At 74.9% G+C, this 20,586-nt stretch carries 13 protein-coding genes and 2 pseudogenes; 7 read left to right on the forward strand and 8 right to left on the reverse strand.

Annotated elements, in window-relative coordinates:
* Positions 1-2,354, reverse strand: a 2,354-nt coding sequence (locus tag CCN42_RS10170; protein ID WP_107427576.1) for a sensor histidine kinase, incomplete at its 3' end; no start/stop codon positions are given.
* Positions 2,355-2,781: 427 nt separating this feature from the next.
* Between CCN42_RS10170 and CCN42_RS10175 the strand changes: the two genes are divergently transcribed.
* Both CCN42_RS10175 and CCN42_RS10180 read left to right on the forward strand, forming a co-directional pair.
* Positions 2,782-3,264: a hypothetical protein gene (locus CCN42_RS10175; protein WP_245877215.1), complete on the forward strand. Its 483-nt coding sequence runs from the start codon at positions 2,782-2,784 to the stop codon at positions 3,262-3,264.
* Positions 3,265-3,816: 552 nt separating this feature from the next.
* Complete coding sequence (locus CCN42_RS10180) at positions 3,817-4,647, forward strand: IclR family transcriptional regulator (protein ID WP_211294668.1); 831 nt, start codon at positions 3,817-3,819, stop codon at positions 4,645-4,647.
* Between the two features lie 229 nt (positions 4,648-4,876).
* Here CCN42_RS10180 and CCN42_RS10185 read toward each other — a convergent pair whose 3' ends face one another.
* The 4 genes from CCN42_RS10185 to CCN42_RS10200 form a co-directional block, all read right to left on the reverse strand.
* Positions 4,877-9,517, reverse strand: coding sequence for a hypothetical protein (locus tag CCN42_RS10185; RefSeq protein WP_086734732.1), 4,641 nt, complete (start codon positions 9,515-9,517; stop codon positions 4,877-4,879).
* A gap of 68 nt (positions 9,518-9,585) precedes the next feature.
* Complete coding sequence (locus CCN42_RS10190; protein WP_086172869.1) at positions 9,586-10,467, reverse strand: hypothetical protein; 882 nt, start codon at positions 10,465-10,467, stop codon at positions 9,586-9,588.
* A gap of 28 nt (positions 10,468-10,495) precedes the next feature.
* Positions 10,496-12,022: a hypothetical protein gene (locus CCN42_RS10195; protein ID WP_086734734.1), complete on the reverse strand. Its 1,527-nt coding sequence runs from the start codon at positions 12,020-12,022 to the stop codon at positions 10,496-10,498.
* Between the two features lie 158 nt (positions 12,023-12,180).
* On the reverse strand, positions 12,181-12,888 hold the full coding sequence (locus CCN42_RS10200; protein ID WP_086734736.1) for a GntR family transcriptional regulator: 708 nt from the start codon (positions 12,886-12,888) through the stop codon (positions 12,181-12,183).
* Positions 12,889-13,017: 129 nt separating this feature from the next.
* On the opposite strand from CCN42_RS10200, the gene CCN42_RS10205 reads away from it, so the two are divergent.
* The 5 genes from CCN42_RS10205 to CCN42_RS10225 are packed head-to-tail and all read left to right on the forward strand — an operon-like array spanning position 13,018 to position 17,432.
* Positions 13,018-14,319, forward strand: a complete 1,302-nt coding sequence (locus CCN42_RS10205; protein WP_086734738.1) for an MFS transporter — start codon at positions 13,018-13,020, stop codon at positions 14,317-14,319.
* Complete coding sequence (locus CCN42_RS10210; RefSeq protein ID WP_086734740.1) at positions 14,316-15,161, forward strand: putative hydro-lyase; 846 nt, start codon at positions 14,316-14,318, stop codon at positions 15,159-15,161. The genes CCN42_RS10205 and CCN42_RS10210 overlap by 4 nt, the downstream gene beginning before the upstream one ends.
* Positions 15,162-15,184: 23 nt before the next feature.
* Complete coding sequence (locus CCN42_RS10215) at positions 15,185-15,943, forward strand: LamB/YcsF family protein (RefSeq protein WP_086734742.1); 759 nt, start codon at positions 15,185-15,187, stop codon at positions 15,941-15,943.
* Positions 15,940-16,566: a 5-oxoprolinase subunit PxpB gene (gene pxpB, locus CCN42_RS10220; RefSeq protein WP_086734744.1), complete on the forward strand. Its 627-nt coding sequence runs from the start codon at positions 15,940-15,942 to the stop codon at positions 16,564-16,566. The genes CCN42_RS10215 and pxpB overlap by 4 nt, the downstream gene beginning before the upstream one ends.
* On the forward strand, positions 16,563-17,432 hold the full coding sequence (locus tag CCN42_RS10225) for a 5-oxoprolinase subunit C family protein (RefSeq protein ID WP_086734746.1): 870 nt from the start codon (positions 16,563-16,565) through the stop codon (positions 17,430-17,432). Before pxpB ends, CCN42_RS10225 begins: the two co-directional genes overlap by 4 nt.
* Before the next feature lie 49 nt (positions 17,433-17,481).
* Here CCN42_RS10225 and CCN42_RS10230 read toward each other — a convergent pair.
* From CCN42_RS10230 to CCN42_RS10240, 3 genes and pseudogenes are all read right to left on the reverse strand, one after another.
* Positions 17,482-18,329 (reverse strand): annotated as a pseudogene (locus CCN42_RS10230) (SGNH/GDSL hydrolase family protein).
* A gap of 215 nt (positions 18,330-18,544) precedes the next feature.
* A pseudogene (locus tag CCN42_RS10235) lies at positions 18,545-19,714 on the reverse strand (glycosyltransferase); the annotation flags it as partial.
* Positions 19,711-20,586: glycosyltransferase (locus tag CCN42_RS10240; RefSeq protein ID WP_086734748.1), on the reverse strand; the 876-nt coding region annotated here is incomplete at its 5' end. The gene CCN42_RS10240 and the pseudogene CCN42_RS10235, both read right to left, overlap by 4 nt.

Consider the following 20,586-nt stretch of genomic DNA (forward strand, 5'->3'; position numbering starts at 1 on the left):
TCCGGGTCGGGGCGGCGGGAACGCTGCTCGGTGACCGGGCGCCCGTGCGAGCTGACCAGCTTGGGCGTGCGGCGGCGGGGCAGGGGGACGGGCGCGTCGAGGTGGTCGTCCTCGTCGGTGCCGTCACCCGTGGGGACGCCGGGGGCGCGGGAGGAAGCGGCGTGGTGACGTCCGCCGGGGCGTCCGGGCGGCGGTTCCTCGTCCGCGGCGACGAGGGAGCGGCGCGGGCGGAACAGGCCGCCGCGTTCGCTCTCCTCGCCGTCGAGCGCGCCGGGGAAGTCCCCGATCGCGTCGAGGTCGACCGGGGCCTCCAGTTCGACCGGCCCGTCGAGCAGTGAGGCGGGCAGGCCGGGCAGCTGGACCGGCACGTGGGACAGCGCGTTGCGGCGACCCGCGTCGGCCTCGGCGTCCTTGGCGGGCCGGGGCCGGTCGAGGCGGAAGCCGATGCCGTTGGTGTCCGGGACGTCGTCGGTCAGCAGCGTGTCGGGGATGAAGACGACGGCGGTGGTGCCGCCGTAGGGAGAGGGCTGGAGCGAGACGCGGACGTTCTGCCGCTGGGCGAGCCGGCTGACCACGAACAGGCCGAGCCGGTCGGTGTCGGAGAGTTCGAACTCCGGTGTCTCCGCCAGCCGGAGGTTGGCGTCGAGCAGCGCGTCGGCCGCCATGCCGAGGCCCCGGTCGTGGATCTCCAGGGTGAAGCCGTTGGCGACCCGTTCGCCCACCACCTGGACGGCGGTGTGCGGCGGGGAGAACACGGTGGCGTTCTCCAGGAGCTCCGCCACGAGGTGGGTGAGGTCCGCGACGGCCGGTCCGGTGACGGCGATCCTCGGCAGCCGGCGGACCTCGATGCGCTCGTAGTCCTCGACCTCGGCGACGGCGGCGCGCACGACGTCCATGAGCTGGATCGGTTTGCGCCACTGCCGGGAGGGCGCGGCGCCGGAGAGGATCACCAGGCCCTCGGCGTGCCGGCGCATCCGCGTGGTGAGGTGGTCGAGGCGGAACAGGTCGGCGAGTTCCTCGGTGTCCTCGGTCCTGCGTTCCATGGTGTCGAGCAGGGTCAGCTGCTTGTGCAGCAGGACCTGGCTGCGGCGGGCGAGGTTCACGAAGACCTCGGCGACTCCCGCGCGCAGTTCGGCCTGCTTGACGGCGGCCTCGACGGCGGCGCGCTGGAGGGTGTTGAGGGCCTGGCCGACCTCGCCGATCTCGTTCTTGTCGTACTCCAGGCGCGGGACCTCGGTCTCCACGTCGACCTGTTCGCCCGCGGACAGCCGCCGCATCACGCTGGGCAGCCGCACCCCGGACGCCTCGTGGGCCTCCAGGCGCAGCTGGCGCAGGTCGCGGATGAGGCCGCGGCCGATGCGTACGGAGACGAAGAGGGAGACCAGCAGGGCGATCAGGCCGAGCGCGCAGGCGACGACGGACTTGACGATCACGGCGGTGGCGATCGGGCGGACCCGCTCCTGGTAGCGGTCGGCCGCCTCGTCGTCGAGGGTGCCCAGCTTGTCGAGGACCTTGCCGGCGGCCGTGTCCCAGCTCTGCGCGGTGACGCCGTCCGGGGTGCCGGACCGGTGCTCGACGGCGGCCTCCTCGGCCACGCGCAGGGGGGCGGTGTCGGCGTTCTCCCAGAAGCGCTCGTACCGGTCCCGTTCCGCCGTCGGCAGCAGCGACCGGTTGACGTCGTACAGCAGCGTGCGCTGGGCGATGAGGTCGGAGATCCGGCGGACCTCGGCGCGGGAGAGCCTGCCGACGATCAGGGCGGAGCCCAGCAGGGCGTCCTCACGGGAGAGGAGTTCACGGGCGCGGGAGAGATTGACGAGTGCGCGGTACTGGGTGTCCATCTCCACGTTGTCGACGACGTGGAGGTTGGCCAGCAGCGAGTAGCACGGATCGATCAGCCGGTTGTACAGGGTGAAGGCCTGGGCGCGGTCGACGGTGCCGTCGCGGACGCTGTCGCGCAGCGAGTCGACGCCGTCGAAGGCGTCCAGTACGGCCGTCAGGCGCTCGCTGCCGGCCTGTCCCAGGGCGTCGCGCACGTCCGGGTCCCCGGCGTTGCCGCGGATCTCGGCGATGGCCGCGTCGGTGGCGGCCTGGCTGCGCCTGAGGGCGGCGAGGCCGTCGGAGGCGCGGGGATCGGCGAGATGGACGAGGGTCTGGCGGCGTTCCTGCTGGAGGACGCGGACGGTGTCCTCGGCGGGGTAGCCGATCTCCTCGACGAGGGACGACACACTGAACAGCCGGCCCGCCTCACGGCCCGTCAGTACCGTCGCGAAGGCCCAGATCGCGGTCAGGGACACCAACGGCACGAGAAGCAGCGCCACGATCTTCCGGCGGATGGACTTCCCGCGAAAGCGCATGGCCTCCCCCAGCTCGACCCCCACCGGCAGGGGGTACACATGTGCGTCAACAAACGGCGCGAGCCTACTACCGACGAACAGCTAACTCGAAGACCGTTCCGGAAGCAGAACTTCCGTACCGGAGGCGGAGCATGGGGAGTTGTCCGGTCATTGCGGGAGATTGCCTCCCCGGATCGGGTGGTGGGCGAACGGCCGGAAGCGCCGGGTGTGACTGGACGATTGGCCGGATTTTTTCGTTCGTGGGAGTGTCAGGGAATCTTCGGGGAGGGCCGTTCGTCCTTCATGGCAGGGAATGGGGGCGGAATCGGCCACAGGAGCCGCGTCCCGCACCCGGGCGGCGTAAAACAGCGCAAGCCGGGCAGCCACTGGGGAGTCGGGTCTTCGGACCGGGGCAAGCGGTCTGCTGGCGGTGGGGAGTGACACGGTGATGGGCACGGCGGAGCGGAGCGAGGCGGTCGTGGCGGGCGCGGAGGGTGCCCTCGCGTCCGGCGACTCGAGCGGCGGTCAGGAGCGGCCGCACTACCGGCCGTTGTGGGTCGAGGAGCCCGCGAAACGGCGCAGGCTGCCCGATCCGGTCCGCACGGCGGCCGTGCGGGCGGTGCTCATCATCTCGCTGACGCTGATACAGGCGATGGTGGCCTTTCTGAGCACGCTGGCGGGATCCTGGCTGGCGTTCCCCATGGTGCTCAGCAGCGTGGCCAGCACGGTGGCGGCCACCTGGGCCGTGCTCGACGTGTGGGTCACGCGCCAGGTGTGGAACCAGCGCAACGGCGTCGTGTCGACGCCCAGCAGCACGGCCCGCGCGCTGCGCCGCGAGCGGCGCCGGGTGCGCCGGCAGGCCCTGGCCGCCGAGCGGGCACAGGGACGCATACACCGGCCCGGTGGCGCGGAGCAGTTGTCACACCCGTGAGGGCGCCATCCTGACGTCCTCGGGGGCGGGCCGGCGGCGCGGTCCGTGGTCGGGCCCGTGGGCGGGTTCGCGGCGGAGTTCACGGCCCGGCTCGCCGAGTTCACGGCCCAGCTCTCGCCGGACCCGTGGGAGGCCCGGGGACGGTCGGCGGCGAGCGCGGCGGTGGTGCGGCTCGCTCGTCCGGACGCCGTGAGGGAGCTGCGGGATGTCCAGGCCGGCGCCGAGCCGAGGCCGAGGCCGCCTGAACCGGGTCGGGATGGGCCCGGCCGCGCCGTCGAGGAGTTCGAGGCTGCGCGCCGGGTCCGCCTCCCGAGACCCACCCGGTCTCCCTCCACGACGGAAGACGGCCACAGGCGGTGTCCTCTCGACGTCGTCTCGACGCGGATGGACTTGCCCTCAGGGAGGTCGTTTCCAGCCTCTTCGGTAGCATCAGTTTCGCACTGCGCACTGTCCAGCGCTGTGCGCGACGGAATCCAGCGGGGGCGAGCGTCGGGTCGAGGCTTTCCCGCGGATGCGGCCCGGACCGGGCCGTCAGGTGGTGAGAGCTGAACCATGGCCCGCACGCAGAAGCAGTCCGATCACGGTGAGGACGGAGCCGGGAACACGGCGAAGCAGACCGGCCGGGGAGCCGCCGGCGCCGTGCAGTCGGTGGACCGCGCCGTCAGTGTCCTGGAGATCCTCGCCCGGAGCGGTGAAGCGGGCGTCACCGAGATCGCCGACGAGCTGGGCGTGCACAAGTCCACCGCGTTCCGGCTGCTCGGCGTCCTGGAGAACCGCGGACTGGTGGCCCAGGCGAAGGACCGCGGCAAGTACTACCTCGGGGCCGGTGTCCTGCGGCTGGCGGGGGCCGCGGCCGTGCGGCTGGACATCTCGCAGGAGGGTGTGCCGGTCTGCCGGGAACTCGCCGACGAGCTGGGCGAGACCGTGAACATCGCGGTCCTGGACGACGACGCGGCCGTCAACATCATGCAGGCCCGCGGCACCGCGTCCGTGACCGCGCAGAACTGGCTCGGCCGGCGCACCCCGCTGCACGCCACGTCCAGCGGCAAGGTGCTGCTCGCACACATGCCACCCACCCTGCGCGAAGGCCTGCTGGCCCGTTCGCTGCCCCGCTTCACGGAGCGCACCATCACGGCCGCGTCCATGCTGCGCGGTGAGCTGGAGGCCGTGGTGGAGCAGGGTTACGGGACCACCGTCGAGGAGCTGGAGCTGGGGCTCGCCGCCGTGGCCGCGCCGATCCGGGCCCACGACGGCGAGGTGATCGCCGCGATCAGCGTCTCCGGGCCGGTGTACCGGCTGAATTTCGACCGGCTGCCGGAGCTGGCCAGGCGCACGGTGGCGGCGGGCGCCGAGCTGTCGCGCCGTATGGGCTACGGGTTCTGACGGGAGGACGCCCCCGGTCACGGCCCGGCGGCCGGATACTCCGGCGACGACTCGCCTCGTACACCCCCCCTGTGCTCCGGCGCAACTCGTCGTGCAGTGCGCAACAGCAGAGGGTCTTGTCGCCTCGGCCCCGAGGCCGTGCCGTGATCGAGGCGGTCGGCGGGGCAGCGCCGATACGGCTCGGTCCGCCCACGCGGCGGAGGCGCACATCGACACCGCCCCCCTTGGCCTAGGGGGCCACCGGTGCCGGGCGCTTGTACATCCTGGTCGCCGTGATCTCGCTGTGGCCCGCCTCCCCCGCCTGCGGCGGCTTCGGCAGGCCCGGGCGGAGGTGTTCCTCGACGCTGATGTACTTCAGCCCCGCCCGCAGGTCCGCGTCGTTGCGCAGACGGATGACCAGCGGGAACTCGGCGAGTGCCGTGGTGTCGAACAGTCCGGTCGTGTACAGCAGCTGCACACCGAGCGCGTCCGAGACGGCCCGCTGGAGCTCCAGCAGGTACGTCGCGTTGGCGCGGCCGATCGGGTTGTCGAGGAACAGCGTGCCCGCGTGGCGGTGCTTGTCGCTGCGGCCGCGGTCGTTGGAGCGCAGGGCGGCCATCGTGCAGTACAGGGCGATGGCCGCGGTGAGCAGCTGGCCGCCGGAGAACACGTCGCCCATCTGACCGACGGGCACCCGCTCGGCGCGCAGCACCGCGTCCGGCTTGAGGATCTCGACGGCGACGCCCTTCGGCTGGAGCGCCGCGGCGACCCCGCGCAGCAGCAGGGACATGCCGTCGCGGCGCAGGTCGGAGTTCTTCTTGACCGCCGCGCGGGTGGCCTCGTCGACGACCTCGCCGAGCCGTTCGGTGAGGGTGGCCTGGTCGGGTTCCTCGAAGCGGATGCGCAGGAACTCCTGCCCGGACCACTCGCCGAGCCCTTCCGGCAGCCGGGACAGCCGTTGTGCGGAGCGCAGGGTGGCGAGGGAGGACTCGACCAGTCCGCGCAGCCGGTCCACGATCGAGTCCCGGTTGCGTTCCAGCTGTGCCAGCTCGTCCGTGAGGACGCGCAGCCGCGGCGCGAAGGCGTCGGCCCAGCGCTGGGCGTGCTCGGGCAGGGCGGACGCGGGCAGCTCGCGGATCTGCTGCCGCGCGGGAGTGCGCACCTGCTCGTAGCGGGTGGAGTTGGCGTGCCGGACGAGGACGTCGCTCGCCTCACGGACGGCGGCCTCGGCGGCGGACAGGTCGGCGGCGCAGCCGCGCAGCGACCGGCGGGCCTCGGCGGCGGACTGCCGGGCCTCCTCCAGGCTGCCCGGATACGGTTCGGGCTGCTCCTGGTCCTCCTCCCCGGCGGGCTCGCGCAGCAGGTCCCGCAGGAGCGCGGCGATCTCGTCGAAGCCGCCGGCCGCGTCCTCGGCGGCGCGGTGGGCGGCCAGCAGCTCGGCGTGCGCCTCCCGGGCCTGGGCCAGTGCCTCGGTGCGGGAGGCGAGTTCGGCGGTGGCGGTGCGCAGCAGCGCCTGGGCGTGCTCGGCGTCGCGCGGCACCAGCTCCTCGGGCAGCTCGGTGTGCGCCTCGCCGTCCTCGGGGGCGTGCCGTTCGGCCTCGCCGCGCAGCCGGCCCAGCTGCTCGCTGGCGCTGGACATGCGGGTCTCCAGGAGCTGCACCAGCTCCTCCGCGCGGGCGGCGGCGGCCTGCCGGGACGGCCCGTCGGACCCGTCGGGGGACTGGAGCAGCTGCTCCGCGCGGGTGCGGACCTTGTTGCTGAGCCGGTCCAGGTCGGCGCGGGCCGCGCTCTCGTCGCTCTCCGCGCGGGCCTGCTCGGCGCGCAGGTCGGCACCGACGCCGACCTTCTCGTACACCTGGGAGGCCGCGCGGTAGGCCTCGCGCAGGGCGGGCAGCGACGCCTGCGGCGAACCGGTGTCGTCCTCGGGTACGTCGTCGGGGGCGCCCGCGATCTCCGAGCGCTCGGCGCGCAGGGCGCGGGCGGTGCGGCGGGCGTCGTCGGCGGCGCGCTGGGCGGCGCGGCGGTCCTCGTCGGCAGCGCGGGCGCGCTCCAGACAGGCCTGGGCACGGGCCTCGGACTCGGTGGCCTCGTCGGCGAGTTCGCGCAGCTTCGCCTGCCAGCCGGCCCGCTCGCGCAGCCGGAAGGCGAGTCCGGCGAGGGCGTCGGCGGCACGCCGGGCGCGCTGTGCGGCCTCCTGCTTCTCGTCGCGGACCTGCGCTGCCTCGGCGGCGGCCTCCTCGGCCTCCGCGCGGACGGTGCGCGCCTCGGCCAGCTCGGCCTCGGCCTCCTCGGCGAACGCGCGGGCCTCCTGGGCGGCCCGCGCGAGTTCGGCGAGGCGTCCGGCGGGGCAGCCGGTGCGCCAGGAGGCGAGCCGGGCGGCCAGCTCGCGGTCCTTGCCGAGCCGGGCGGCGAGGGCGCGGATCTCCGCGTCGCGCTCGGTGGCCCGGGCGCGCAGCGCCTGCCGCTCCTCGTCGGCGGCGTGCTCGTCGTGCATCGCCGGGTTCGGCGGGACGAGGAAGACGCCGCTGTCGGCGGAGTCTGTGGCCGGGGTGGGGGCGAGCAGGGCGGCGGCGGTGCCGACGGCCACGGCGGACCGGGGCAGCAGCGCGGCGTCGCTCAGTGCCTCGCGGGCGCGGGTGTGCGAGTCGGGATCGGTGATGATCACGCCGTCGACCAGCTCGGGCCGGGCGGCGAGCACGCGCGCGTGGTCGGCGGGGTCGACGGCCTGGGCGAGATAGCGCCAGCCGGGCAGTGCGGGGATGCCGTGCTCGCCGAGGAACTCCACGGTGGCCAGCACGTCCGGGCCGGGCGGCAGCAGCCCGCCGTCGCCGAGCGCGCCGAGGATCCGGGCGTCGTCGGCGGCGGCGGTGCGCAGCTCGAAGAGCTGCCGTTCGGCGGAGGAGACGGCGTCGTCGAGGAGTTCGCGCAGTTCGTCGGCGAAGCGGTCCAGCTCCTCGGCGGTGAGGGTGCCCTCGGTTCGGGCGGTCTCCTCCTCGGGGGAGCCCGTGCGCGGCCCCGGTACCAGGGCCCGGGCTCCGGCGGAGGCGCCGGGCAGGCTCAGCAGTTCCGCGAGCCGTTCCTCGGCGGCCAGTGCCTCGGCGGTGCGCCGCTCGCCCTCGTACGCCCGCCCGGCCGCGAGGGCGGCGTCGGCCGCGCGGGCGGCGGTCAGCTCCGCGCGGGACTCGGCGGAGGCGGCCTCGCGCGCGTGCTCGCCGGCCCGGCGGGCGGCCTCGCGGGCGGTGTCCCAGGCGGCGACGGCGGTCTTCTCGGCGTCGCTGGCGGCGAGCGCGGCCCGCGCGGGGTCGGCGTCGGGGGCGCTGTCGTCGAGCCAGCCCGCGCGGACCGCCTCGGCGGTCTCCTGTTCGACCTCGGTGAGCCGCTGGCGCAGATGCCCGGTCTCGCTGCGGGCGCGCTGGGCCTCGGTGGCGGCGGCGGTGGAGTCCCGGTAGGCGGAGTCGCTGACCTCCTGGAGGGCGGCGGAGCGCTCCTCCTCCTCGTGGGCCAGGTTCTCGGCGCTCTCGGCGGCGGCGTGCAGGGCTCGGACGAGGTCGACGGCGGCCTTGGTGCGAGCGGCTAGCGCGGGCGCGGCGTCCTGTTCGGCCTCCTGGATGGCGGCGGCCACGCGGGCGACCCGGTCGGCGGCGGCGCGGTGCCGCAGCACGGCCTCGGCGGCCTGCCAGGCGGCGTGCAGGGTGCGCGCGTCGGCGAGTTCGCGCTTCTGCGCGGCGGCGGCCTTCTCGGCGGCGGCGAGCGCCAGGGAGGCGTGCCGGTAGGCGAGTTCGGCGGTGATCAGGGCGCTGCGCTCGCGGGCGCTCTCGGCGTGGGTGACGGCGTAGGCGGCGGCCGTGACCCGCTGGGCGAGGTCGGCGGCGCGCACCCGCTCCCGGGCGCCGCGTGCGGACAGCCGCCGGGCCAGAGTGCGGGTGCGCCGCTCGGCGCCGGCGTGGACGTCCCGGGCGCGGGAACGGGCCTCGGCGGATTCGACGATCCGGCCGAGCAGGTCCACCGACCCGGCGGTGAAGTCGCGTTCGGCGATCAGTTCGGCGCGCCGGCCCAGCTTGTTGCCGAAGCCGCTGACGAGGTCGGCGAGCCCGTCGGTGTCGCGGGTGTCGGTGACGGCGCGCAGCAGCAGGTCGGTGAAGTCGGAGTCCTTCTTCACCGCGAACAGGCCGGCGGCCTCGCCCTCGTCGGCGTTCATCTCGCGCTGGTAGCGGAAGAGTTCGGGGTCGAGGCCGAGTTCGCCGAGGTGTTCGGTCCAGCGCTCGTGGATCTCCTCCCAGTGCACCTCCAGGTGCGGGTACGCCTTGCCGGCCTCGGTGAGGGCGTCGCGGAAGCCCTTCATGGTGCGGCGGCGGCCCTGTGCGCCGGACTGGCCCTCGACGGGCGGCCGTACGGCGTTGGACTCGGCGACCGGCAGGTTGTCCAGGGTCAGTCCAGGGCCGGGCCGGAAGGAGTACCAGGCCTCGGCGAACTTGCGCGGGTCGTTGGAGACCTGCCGCCCGCGCCACTCGCTGACCTTGCCGACGACGACGCACTCGCCGGTCTGCACGTGCTGCCACTCCAGGGCGACATGGCCGCAGTCGTCGGCGAGCAGGAACTTGCGCAGCACACCGGAGCTGGCGCCGCCGAGGGTGTTGCGGTGGCCGGGCAGCATCACCGAGAAGATCAGCTTGAGCAGGACGGACTTGCCGCCGCCGTTCTCCAGGAAGAGCACGCCGGCGGGCGCGGGGCGCCGAGGCGGTCCGACGGGCTCCTCCTCGAAGAACTCCGCCTGGGTGGGCGCGGGGTCGGGCACGGGCTCGCCCACACCGCGCAGGTCAAGCACGGTGTCGGCGTAGCGCGCACCGGCGGGTCCGATGGAGTAGAGGCGGACCCGGGACAGCTCGTACATGGCGGACTCTCGTCAGACTTCGTCAGATCGGGGAGGTACGGGAGGTTCGTCGGGGTGCGGCGGGCGGCCTACGCGGAGTGGAACGGCAGTCCCGCGTCGGCCACCAGCTCCAGGTCGTCGGTCTCCTCGGCGGGCATCAGGGTCGGTGTGCCGTCGGTGACCGGGACGACGCCCAGCTCCAGCAGCTCGGCCATGGCGGCGCTGCCCGCCATGTCGCGGACCTGGAGCTGGTAGCGGGCGGTGGTGCGGTAGGTGCCGCCGTTGTCGTCGCCGGTGCGCTGGAGGAAGCCGGACTCGGTGAGGAACGTGACGGCCTTGGCGACGATTCCGGTGGTGGACGCGGCCGGGCGGCGGGCGTCCTTCGTGGCGCCGGTGGCGCTGCGCCGGGCCCAGATCCGCCAGGCGGCCTCCAGGCCGGGCGCGTCCGTCGCCGGGTCGGTGTTCTCGCCCTGCTCCGCGGCGCGCTCCTCCAGGCGCCGGCAGGCCTGCCGGACGAAGGCGTCGACGCCGTTGACGGTGACCCGGCCGATGTAGCCGTCGTCGGCGAGGTCCTCGGGGCGCGGGAACGCCATCGCGGCGACGGCGAGGTGGGCGAGCCCGTGCAGGAAGCGGTCGCCGGAGTCGGCGGCGGTGCGACGCGCGTAGTCGCCCATGCGGACGGCGAAGACCGAGTCCTCGGCGGCCGTCACGGCCATCCCCGCGCGCGGGGACACCTCCAGCACGACGAGGCCGAGGCCCGCGGCGACGGCGTCCGCGAGGCGGGCGAACGGCGGGTCCTCGCGGTAGCGGCGCAGCAGGTCCGCGTACTCCTGGTCGCGGGCGGGCAGCAGCTTGGGCTGGAGCCCGAAGGCGACGAGCCGCGCCGCGTCGGCGGCGTCCGCGGGGGTGACGGGGGCCTGCGCCGTCGGGGCGGGTGCCTCCGGCTCACTCCACTCGACGTGCTCGGTCACGGTCGGTGCTCCTCGCTGTGGTGCTCACTCATGCTGCTTCCGTCCTGTCCGCCGCCATCCCGGCCGCGTCCAGCAGGGCCGTCCCGACGATGAGGTCGGCGCCGCCGAACTCGGGATCGTCCAGCTCGGTGCCGTCGTCCACGGCGAACAGGAGCTTCTCCTCGCCCTGCCGGTAGGCGGTGCCGACGGGCGGGCTGGCCGCGTGGACCGCCAGCAGGGCCACCAGATACGGCAGCTCCGGGTCCTGGCGGCGGGCGTCGGCGAGCAGGCCCGACAGGCGGCGCGGCGCGTCGGCCGGGAGGTCCAGCAGTTCCATGGCGGCGGCCAGCTGCTCCTCGCTGAACCGGCTGTCGTCCGGGGTGGCGATGAGGTCGGGCTCGGGCATCTCCGCGCCCAGGTGCTCCCGCTCGACGGGCGGGGTCAGCAGGATGTCCACCAGGTCGCCGACCCGGACGGAGACCGGGGTGCGCAGGCCGGTGCCCTGGGCGAACCAGGCGTCGGTGACGCGGATCGCCTGCTCCAGGGGCAGCGGCAGGATCGGGGCGACGAGGTGGCCGTAGAGGTCGATCCCGGCGGCGGCCCCCGGGGTCGCGAAGGCCTGCCGGTCCTGTTCGGCGCGGAACAGCGGGCCGGCCTCCAGCAGGCGGGACTGGAGCTGGGTGTGGCGGCGGATGCAGTCCTTGACGATGTCGACCAGCTCGGCGGCGCGCCGCTTGTGCTCGGGGTCCTCGGACTCGTCGCGGGCCCTGCGGATGTTGGTGAGGATCGCGTTCTCGTGCCGGTAGCGGTCGGCCACGTGGTCCAGGGCCTCGGCGATCATGTCGGGCACGGTGTTGAGCCAGTCCACCGCGCGGACGTTGCGGCGGGTGGCGTCCAGTGCCTTGCGCAGGGTCTCCGAGTACTGCACGGTCCGGTACCGGGCCTGCTCGGCGGCGAGCTGCGCGTCGGCGAGCCGGCCGCGGCTGATCAGCACCTCCAGCTTGACCTCGGCGGCGATCTGCGCGCTGGTGACATCGGTGTCGAGGGCGCCGACGAGGACGTTGACCGCCTCGTCGGTGGTGCGGAGGTAGACGGTGCCGCCGGGGCCGGGGACCTCCTCGATCAGCTTGAAGTCGTAGTCACGGCGGACGTACGTGCCGTCGGGGCCGAAGGTGCCGTACACCGCGCGGAAGCCGCGGTCGACGCTGCCGACGTTGATCAGGTTCTCCAGGACCCAGCGGGCCACCCGCTCGTGCTCGGCGCCGGGCCGCCGCGGGGCCTGGGCGGCGATCCGCGGCACGAGCCGGGCGACGACCTGGTCGTGGTCGGCGCCGGTGTCGAAGTCCATGTTCAGGGTGACGAGGTCGATGGCGGCGAGGGCGATCTCCGCCATGCCGTACACCGAGTACTCACCGGCGAGGTTCGCCTTGCGCGCGTCGAGGTCGTGCAGCGGCGCGGTGCAGGCGAGCGCGCGCAGCCGCCGCGCCAGTCCCTCGTCGGCGGCCGGGCCCATGGCGGGGCGCGGCCCCGCGCTGAGCTGGGGCGGAACGCTGTCCGTCGATGCAGGCGAAGTCACGGTGCACAGACTAGGTCCTCGGTCTGACAACGACCCAAACGGCACGGAAGGGCCCCGCCGGAGGCAGGTGTCGACGCTGGACCGCCGGGTGCGGGTCGTATGCGGCAGGGCGCGCAGTCCCCGGCGCCCCTCGGGCCGGTTCTCGCCCGCCGCCGCTGTCAGGCGAGGTGGGGACCGTCCCTCCGTACCCGCCGCTGGTACACCTCCACCACCCGTTCCAGCGAGTCGTCGAGGTAGCCGGCGAGCAGGCGCTCGGCCTTGTCTCGCTCACCGGCCTGAAGAGCCTCCAAGATGTGGACATTTCGCGAAATGTACGGTTCGTGCAGCCGACGCGGCTCGTCCACCAGGTGGAACGCGAGGCGCAGTTCGGCGAAGACGCTGCGCATCAGTTCGTCGGTGCGCTCGCTCCCGGCCAGCGCGACCAGCTCCCGGTGGAAGTGGATGTTGGCCGTGCCCACCGCGTTCCAGTCACCTTCGCGCGCCGCCCGCCTGCCCCCGTCGACGGCCCCGGCGAGCGCGTCGACGGCGTACGGCGGCTCGCCGAGCCCCCGGACGACGGCGCACTCCACGAGCCGGCGGGTGCGGTAGATGTCCTCCACGTCCTCGACGGTCAGCACCCGGACGAAGACCCCGCGGTTCAGCTCGTGCACGAGCAGCCGTTCGTGCGTGAGCAGCCGGAACGCCTCGCGCAGCGTATTGCGGGAGACCCCGAGCGCGCCCCCGATGCTCTCCTCGGAGAGCCGGGTGCCGGGCGGGAAGTAGCCGTCGGCGATACGGCTCCTGAGGATGTCCGAGACCCGCTCGGCGGTGCTGGTGCGCCCGAGGAGCGCCCGGTCGTCGGCGAGATCCGTCAGCTGCTCTGCCATGCCCGGAATTCAAGCGCAGCCGCCAGAACGAAACAACAGGGGTATTGAAGGATCGTTGAACGATCCTCTACGTTGCTGTGCGTTGGCTCACTTCTGAAGCACCCTCCGTCCTCCCCCTGCGAGGTGCCCATGAGCACGACCCCTCCACCGAAGGCGCTGACCGGCGGGCCACGCCCCGGCGCGCAGGAACCCCCCTCCGCCGAAGGGCCGCTGGGCTGGCTGCGCGCGCTCGGACCGCGCGGGCGGCGCGCCTTCGCCGGCGCGTTCGGCGGTTATGCCCTGGACTCGTACGACTACTTCACACTGCCGCTGAGCATGGTCGCGCTGGCCGCGTACTTCGGCCTGGACAGCGGCCAGACCGGCCTGTTCACCACCGTCACGCTCGTCGTCTCGGCCATCGGCGGCGCCCTCGCGGGCGTCCTGGCGGACCGCATCGGCCGGGTCAAGGCGCTGATGATCACGGTGATCACCTACGCCGTGTTCACGGTGGCCTGCGGCTTCGCGCCCACCTACGAGACGCTGCTCGTCTTCCGCGCCCTGCAGGGCCTCGGCTTCGGCGGCGAGTGGGCGGTGGGCGCCATCCTCGTCGCCGAGTACGCGAGCGCCAGGCACCGGGGCCGCACCCTCGGCGCCGTCCAGAGCTCCTGGGCCGTCGGCTGGGCGCTGGCCGCGATCGTCTACACGCTGGTGTTCTCGTTCGTCGACGGCGACCTGGCCTGGCGGGTCATGTTCTGGACCGGGGCGCTGCCCGCGCTGCTGGTGGTGTGGATGCGGCGCCGGGTGCAGGACGCACCCCAGGCCGCCGCCGTACGCGAGCACAGCCCCGCCAAGGGCTCCTTCACCGCCATCTTCGAGCCCGGCCTGCTGCGCACCACGGTCTTCGCGGTGCTGCTGTCCACCGGCGTGCAGGGCGGCTACTACACCCTCGCCACCTGGGTGCCGACGTATCTGAAGACGGAACGGGACCTCTCGGTCGTCGGCACCGGCGGCTATCTCACCTTCCTGATCTCCGGTGCCTTCCTCGGCTATCTGACGGGTGGTCACCTCACCGACCGGCTGGGCCGGCGGCGCAACATCTGGCTGTTCGCGCTGCTGTCGGCGATCTGCATCCTGGCGTACGCGAACATCCCCAGCGGCGCCAACTCGCTGCTCCTGGTGCTCGGTTTCCCGCTCGGGTTCTGCATGTCGGCCATCTTCAGCGGCTTCGGCTCCTTCCTGAGCGAGCTGTACCCGACCGCCGTGCGCGGCACCGGGCAGGGCTTCACGTACAACACCGGCCGCGCGGTGGGCGCGGTCTTCCCCACCACGGTCGGCTTCCTCGCCGACAGCTGGGGCGTGGGCGGCGCGCTGGTCTTCGGCGCGATCGGCTACGGCATCGCCGCGCTCGCCCTCCTCGGGCTGCCCGAGACCCGCGGAAGGGAGCTGACATGACCGGGCCGCGGCACCCCGCCCCCGGCGCCGCCGGGGACCGCCCCCTGACGCTCGTCGACGAGCACGCGCACGCGTGGACGCCCGAAGCCGCCCGGGCCCGCTTCCGCGCGGGTCTCACCGGTCCCACCGCCGGCGTCGCGGCGGGCCACACCCAGGTGAACCTGATCTCGGTGCCCGCGGACTGGGCGTACGACATGCTGCTGTTCTGCCAGCGCAACCCCAAGCCCTGCCCGGTGCTCGACGTGACCGACGCGGGCTCCTGGACGACGGTGCTCGCGGACGGCGCCGACCTGCGCACCGATCTGCCGCGCTACCGGGTCTGGCGGGACGGCGAGCTGGTGGACGAGCCGACCGACGTGCTCGCCCACTGGCGTGACGACCTGGTCTCGTTCCTGATCGGGTGCAGCTTCACCTTCGAGTGGGCGCTGGCCGCGGCGGGTGTCCCGATCCGCCATGTCGAGCAGGGCCGCAATGTTCCGATGTACGTGACCAGCCGCGCGTGCCGGCCCGCGGGACGGCTGCACGGCCCGATGGTGGTGTCCATGCGTCCGGTGCCGCCGGAGCACCTGGCGGCGGCGATCCGGGAGAGCGGTCTGCTGCCGGCCGTGCACGGCGGGCCCGTGCACTACGGGAACCCGTCGGCACTCGGCATCGAGGACCTCGGCCGGCCCGACTTCGGCGACCCGGTGACGGCGGAGCCGGGCGACGTCCCGGTGTTCTGGGCCTGCGGCGTGACCCCGCAGGCCGCGGTGACGGCCTCCCGCCCGCCGTTCGCGATCACGCACGCGCCGGGCCAGATGTTCCTCACCGACGCCCGTGACGAGCAGTACCGCGTAGCCTGACAGAGCAGGACAAAGAGGGGACCATGAGCGCGATCGATCTGAACGCCGACCTCGGCGAGGGCTTCGGCCGTTGGCGGCTGACCGACGACGAACAGCTGCTGTCCGTCGTCACCAGCGCCAACGTGGCCTGCGGCTTCCACGCGGGGGACGCGGTCACCATGCGCCGGGTGTGCGAGCTGGCGGCCGAGCGCCGGGTGACGATCGGCGCCCAGGTCTCCTACCGGGACCTGGCCGGGTTCGGGCGGCGCGCCATGGACGTGCCGCCCGCCGAGCTGGCGGCCGAAGTGGCTTACCAGATCGGCGCCCTGGAGGTCTTCGCCAGGGCGGCGGGCTCCCGGGTCGCCTACGTCAAACCCCATGGCGCCCTGTACAACCGCGTGGTCCACGACGAGCGGCAGGCCCGCGCGGTGATCGACGGGGTGCTGCTGGCGGACGCCACGCTGCCCGTGCTGGGCCTGCCCGGCTCCCGGCTGCTCGAACTGGCCGCCCGGGCGGGCCTCCCGGCGGTCACGGAGGCGTTCGCCGACCGCGCGTACACCGAGGAGGGCACGCTGGTGCCGCGCGGGGAGGACGGCGCCGTGCTGACCGACCCGGAGGCCGTCGTGGAGCGGTCGGTGAGCCTCGCCCGGTCCGGGACGGTCACCGCCCGGTCCGGACGCCCGATCGAGGTCCGCGCGCGGTCCCTGTGCCTGCACGGGGACACCCCCGGCGCGGTGGAGCTGGCCCGCCGGGTGCGCGCACGGCTGGAGTCCGCGGGCGTGCGGGTGGAGGCCTTCGCATGAGGGTGCTGCCCGTCGGGGACACGGCGCTGCTCGTCGAGGTGGCGTCCGGCGAGCAGGCGCAGGCGCTCCACGCCGAGCTGGTGCGCCGCCGCGCGGAGGGCTCGCTGACGGTACGGGAGATCGTGCCCGCCGCGCGGACGGTCCTGCTCGACGGCCTGACCGACCCCCGCCGGGTCGCCGCCGACCTGACCGCCGCCGAGGTACCGCCCGCGCCGCCGCTCGCCGAGACGGTCGTGCGCATCCCGGTGCGCTACGACGGCCCGGACCTGGCGGACGTCGCCGCGCACTGGGGCGTCTCCCCCCAGGAGGTCGCCCGCGTCCACGCGGGGACCGAGTTCCGGGTCGCCTTCTGCGGCTTCGCCCCCGGCTTCGGCTACCTCACCGGACTCCCACCGCGCTATCACGTCCCGCGCCGCGCCACGCCGCGCACCGCGGTCCCGGCCGGGGCGGTGGGGCTGGCGGGGCCGTACACCGGCGTCTACCCGAGGTCGTCGCCCGGCGGCTGGCAGCTGATCGGCCGCACGGACGCGGTGCTGTGGGACCACGCGCGCGTACCGGCCGCGCTGCTGGCACCGGGCACGCGCGTGCGGTTCGTCCCGCAGGCGGAGGTGCCCGCGCCATGACCGACCGTGCTCTCGCCGTGGTCCGCGCCGGAGCGCTGACCACCGTCCAGGACCTCGGGCGCCCCGGCCACGCCCACCTGGGCGTGCCGCGCTCCGGGGCACTGGACGCCCCCGCGGCGGCGCTGGTCAACCGCCTGGTCGGCAACCGGCCCGAGGCTGCGGTCCTCGAGACGACCCTCACGGGCTGCGCCGTACGTCCCCGGTCGGATGTCTTTGTGGCCGTCGGCGGCGCGCCCTGCGCGGTGACCGTGGACGGCCGGCCGGCCGCCTGGGGCGCGCCGGTGCGGGTGCCCGCCGGGGCGCTCCTGGAGGCGGGACCCGCGCGCGCGGGCGTACGGAGCTATCTCGGCGTCTCCGGGGGGATCGCCGTCGAGCCGGTGCTCGGCAGCCGGTCCACGGACCTGCTCTCCGGCCTGGGCCCGGTGCCGCTCACGGACGGCGCGGTACTGCCGCTGGGCACGCCGGGCGAGCCCCACGCGCGCGTGGACACCGCTCCCCAGCCCGCATCGCCGGCCGAACTGGTCCTGCGCGTGACACCGGGCCCCCGGGACGACTGGTTCACCGCGCGGGCCCTGCGCGACTTCACGTCCCGCGCCTACCGCGTCTCCGCGGCGAGCAACCGCATCGGGCTGCGCACGGAGGGCCCCGCCCTGGAGCGGGCCCGGAGCGGCGAACTGCCCAGCGAGGGCATGGTGCTCGGCGCGGTCCAGGTACCACCGGACGGCCGCCCGGTGGTCTTCCTGGCCGACCATCCGACCACCGGCGGCTACCCGGTGATCGCGGTCGTCCGCTCCGCCGACCTCCCGGCGGCCGCCCAGGCCGTCCCCGGCACACCGGTCCGTTTCCTGGCGGTACGGCGCCGCTGAACGGGTCTCGGGGCACGACCGCGCGCAGCCGTTGAGGCCGGTCCGGCCGTCACGCCGCGTCCGTCCACTCCCCCACCGACAGCGCCGCCAGAGCCGCCGACGCCGCGTGCGCCGCGCGCAGGTCCAGCCGCGCGCTCGTCCCGCGCGCGTCGTGGCGCAGCTCGTCGGCGGCCAGGCGCAGCAGCTGGGGCAGCAGATCGGTGCACCTTCGGGCCACCCAGCCCGTCCCCGCGGTGGCCAGCCACCACAGCCCGGCCGCTCTGGTCGGCGCGGGGGACTCGGGTTCGGGCGAAGGCGCCGCGCCCGTCGCGAGGCCGGCCCGGGCCAACAGGGCGTGGCAGCGGAGGGCGAGCTGCCGGTGGCCGCGCCCCCGGGGTGCAGCCGGTCCGCGCTCCACATCGCCCGGTCGTGGATCCAGGTCCCGTCGCAGGCGTGCAGATGCACGGCCCCGTGGCGCTCGGACAGCGCGTGGACCACCGTGTTGACCGCCCGCTGCCGCCGGGCGAGCGGACGGGCCAGCGCCCCGGGCAGCCCCAGCACGGCACCCGGATCGGGCAGGCAGGCGGTGAGCAGCACCGCGCCCTGCCCGGCGAACGCCCCGTACACCGTGTCCAGCCGGGCGGCGGCGGCGCGGATGTCGAAGGTGCGGCGCAGCGTGTCGTTGACGCCGACCACGAGGGACACCAGGTCCGGCCGCAGCGCCAGCCCGGCGGGCAGCTGGGTCTCCAGCACGTCCCTGGTCTGTGCCCCGCTGACCGCCAGGTTGGTGAACCGCACGGGCTCCGGGGCGAGTCCGGCGGCGAGCAGCGCGGCCCAACCGCGCCACCCGTTCCTCACCGGATCGCCCACCCCTTCCGTGAGCGAGTCGCCCAGCGCCACGAACCGTAGGGGTCTCATCCGACGCCCTCCCGGAGCCCGGAGCCGTTCGCGGCCTCCGCACCGCCCGCGCCGGACGGACCGGCGGGACGCGCCCGTGCCGTCGCGTCGGGCAGATCGACGCCCCGCGCCTGTGCCATCCCATCGGACGACTCGGTGCCACGCGCCTTCGCCAGTCCATCGGACGAATCGGTGCCAGGCACCCGTGCCGTCGCGTCGGCCGGGACCACGGGCGGCGGGCCGGCGGGACGCACCCGTGTCGCCGTGTCGTGCGCCGCGAGGAACGCCTCCACCGCCGCGCCCCAGCCGAAGCACTCCGCACGCGCGCGTGCCGCCTCGCGCCGCTCCCGCTCCGGCCGCTCCAGCAGCGCCTCCACGGCGTCCGCGAAGCCGCCCCCGGTGTCCGCCGCCACGGCACCTGCGGACCCGACGACCTCGGGCAGCGCGGACGACGCGCTCACCGCGACCGGCGTCCCGCAGGCCATCGCCTCCAGCGCGGCCAGCCCGAACGTCTCCGCGGGACCCGGCGCCAGGCAGACGTCGGCACTGGCCTGGAGCGCGCCGAGGAGCCCCCGGTCGGAGACGTGCCCGAGGAAGGTGACCGGTAGCCGCCGGGTCCGGGCCCGCTGGGCGAGCCGCCCGCGCAGCGGACCGTCCCCGGCCACCACGAGCACCGCCCGCACGCCCCGTCGGCGCAGCTCCGCGAGGGCGTCCAGCGCGGTTCCGGGCCGCTTCTCCACGGACAGCCGCGAGCACATCACCAGCAGCACGTCGTCCTCGCGCGCGTGCAGGGCGCGTACCGCCGGGTCACGCAGCGAGGGGCGGCGGCTCGTCAGGTCGACGCCCAGTGGAGCCCGTACGACGTTGCGGGCCCCGATGCGCACGAACTCCCGCTCGGCGAACTCGGTGGTGCACACGACCTTGGAGTAGGTGTGCGCGGTCCGCGTGTTGAGGGCGTCGGCGGCGCGCCGGGCCGCTCCTTCGGGCAGCCCCCAGGTGCGCAGCACCCCGTCGGCGGTCTCGTGGGAGACCATCACCGCGGGCACCCGCGCGCGCCGCGCCCACCGGCCGGTCCAGCGCAGCGTCGTACGGTCGGACACCTCCAGGCGGTCGGGTGCCAGCTCCTCCAGGAGTGCGGCGACGCGGCGTCTGTCGGTGAGCACGCGGTAGCCGCCGGTGCCGGGCAGCGGCGGTCCTGGCAGGGTGATGACCCGGCCCTGTTCCGTGTCCCGGTCGGTGTGCCGCTCGCCGGGCACGATCAGGACGGGTTCGTGGCCGGCCGCCCGGAAGCCCTTTCCCAGCTCGCGCAGGGCGGTGCGCAGTCCGCCGGAGGCGGGGGCGACGAAGTTGGCCAGCCGGACGATCCTCAGCGGCGCGTCGGCCTTCCGCGGCGATTCCCCGCTCATGCCGCGAGCACCGCCTTCCGCGCGGCGAGCACATCGACGTAGTGCTCGATGAGCCGGTCGCCGACGGCGGTCCAGGTGCGGCCCTCGACGGTGGCCCGCGCGGCGGCGCCGTAGGCCGCGCGCAGGCCGGGGGCGGCGGCCAGGGCGGCCACCGCGTCCCGTACCGCGTCCGCGTCGCCCGGCGGGACCAGCAGCCCGGTGCGGCCGTGGTCGACCAGGTCCAGCGGGCCGCCCGCGGCGGGGGCGACGACGGGGACCCCGCTGGCCATGGCCTCCTGCACGGTCTGGCAGAAGGTCTCGAAGGGGCCGGTGTGGGCGAAGACGTCGAGCGAGGCGAAGATCCGGGCGAGGTCGTCGCCGGTGCGGCGGCCCAGGAAGACCGCCCCGGGCAGCGCCTGCGCCAGGGCGGGCCCGCTGGGTCCGTCGCCGACGACCACCACCCGCACGCCCGGCAGCCCGCAGACCCCGGCGAGCAGGTCGACCCGCTTCTCGGGGGCGAGCCGGCCGACGTAGCCGACGATCAGCTCGCCGTCCGGGGCGAGTTCACGGCGCAGCGCCTCGTCCCGGTGTCCTGGCCGGAATCGTTCGGTGTCGACCCCGCGCGGCCACAACCGCACCCGGGGCACGCCGTGTGCCTCCAGGTCCCGCAGGGAGGCGGTGGACGGTGCGAGGGTGCGGTCGGCGGCGGTGTGCACGGAACGGATGCGCCGCCAGGCCGCGGCCTCGCCGGCGCCCATGTAGGTGCGGGCGTATCCGGCCAGATCGGTCTGGTACACGGCCACGGCCGGGATCCCGAGCCGGGCGGCGGCGGCCATGCCGCGGACGCCGAGCACGAAGGGGCTGGCCAGGTGGACGAGGTCCGCGCGGTGCTC

Origin of the sequence: Streptomyces glaucescens, from assembly GCF_002154375.1 — a bacterium.
Taxonomy (GTDB): domain Bacteria; phylum Actinomycetota; class Actinomycetes; order Streptomycetales; family Streptomycetaceae; genus Streptomyces; species Streptomyces glaucescens.